Source organism: Candidatus Chloroploca asiatica (assembly GCF_002532075.1).
GTDB classification, from domain to species: Bacteria; Chloroflexota; Chloroflexia; order Chloroflexales; family Chloroflexaceae; genus Chloroploca; species Chloroploca asiatica.
This window is the reverse complement of sequence record NZ_LYXE01000053.1, coordinates 1-1,003: the sequence shown is the minus strand read 5'-3', so window position 1 is coordinate 1,003 and position 1,003 is coordinate 1. Positions and strand designations below refer to the sequence as shown.

At 66.4% G+C, this 1,003-nt stretch carries 1 protein-coding gene and 1 pseudogene; both read right to left on the bottom strand.

Annotated features, from left to right (window positions below; translation table 11 throughout):
* A partial coding sequence (locus A9Q02_RS04880; protein WP_141508718.1) for a hypothetical protein occupies positions 1 to 323 on the bottom strand: 323 nt, incomplete at its 3' end.
* Positions 324 to 328: 5 nt separating this feature from the next.
* Positions 329 to 1,003: pseudogene (locus A9Q02_RS04875) on the bottom strand (DUF4404 family protein); the annotation flags it as partial.

Genomic DNA, 1,003 nt, shown 5'->3' with positions numbered 1-1,003 from the left:
CTCCGCTGCTCGTAGATGCCCTGCAACGGCAGACTGCGACAGCGCGTCGCCAGACGCTCGTAGTAGGCGGCCAGCAATGCGTCGTTGCTGTGCCCCTGACGTCCATCGACGTACACCGTCGCCCGTGCGCCAGCACCCACAGCCACGCCGGTCACATGCGACAGGTCGCCGACCGTGATGGTATCGCCAGGAAGGGGAAGCTGGGCTGACACGATGCCAGCCTCGCGCTCCAGAGCACGGATCGCCATCTCAAGATCAGCGCGATCATCGGGATCGGTCGCCGCAGCCAGTTTGCGGTGCAGGCGGGCAAGCCGTTCGTGCATAGCAGTCACCCCCCACTCATCCGCCGCACGGCCTCGGCGATCTGCGTCGCGAGCGGCAGCACGGTCGGCAACACCGCCGCCAGGTTCTGCGCAGCCTGCTTCAGCCCTTCGGCGCTGATCTGCACCAGGGTCTGATTCGGCTGGGCCTTCGTCGCCTGTTCGACGGCGGTCTTGGCGGTTTCAGCAACCGCCTCGGCCTCACCGGTGTGCGCAGGGGGCACCTGCTGTAACGCAGCACGCAACTGCTCGATCAACGCCTGAAGGTGCGCCTTCGTCGCAGCGTCGCCGTGCGGGGCCGCGCCGATGCGCTGCGCGACGTTGGTCAACGTGGATGCGATGTTGAGCATAGCACCGCTGAAATCGCCGGACATGGTGAACTGATCACCGCCCACAAAAGTGCCCGTGCGCTTGTCAAGGGGGCCTTCGGCGTAGTCGCCGCCGCCGGTGTCGATCTTGCGCACGCTGCTCTGCGCGCCCCGCCCGATGGCGATGCCACTGCCGGTGATGTCCCCCGTGGTGATCCGGTCGCCCTGAGTGATCTCAGTCTTTGTGATGTTGCCCCCCGCCAGATCGCCAATGTTCACCGTGCCAAGCTGATTGCCGCTGCCAAAACTGACGCCACCCTGCTGCCCGCGCTGGTCGTGCGTCGTCACCGTGACGTTGCCATGCACATCGCCCGC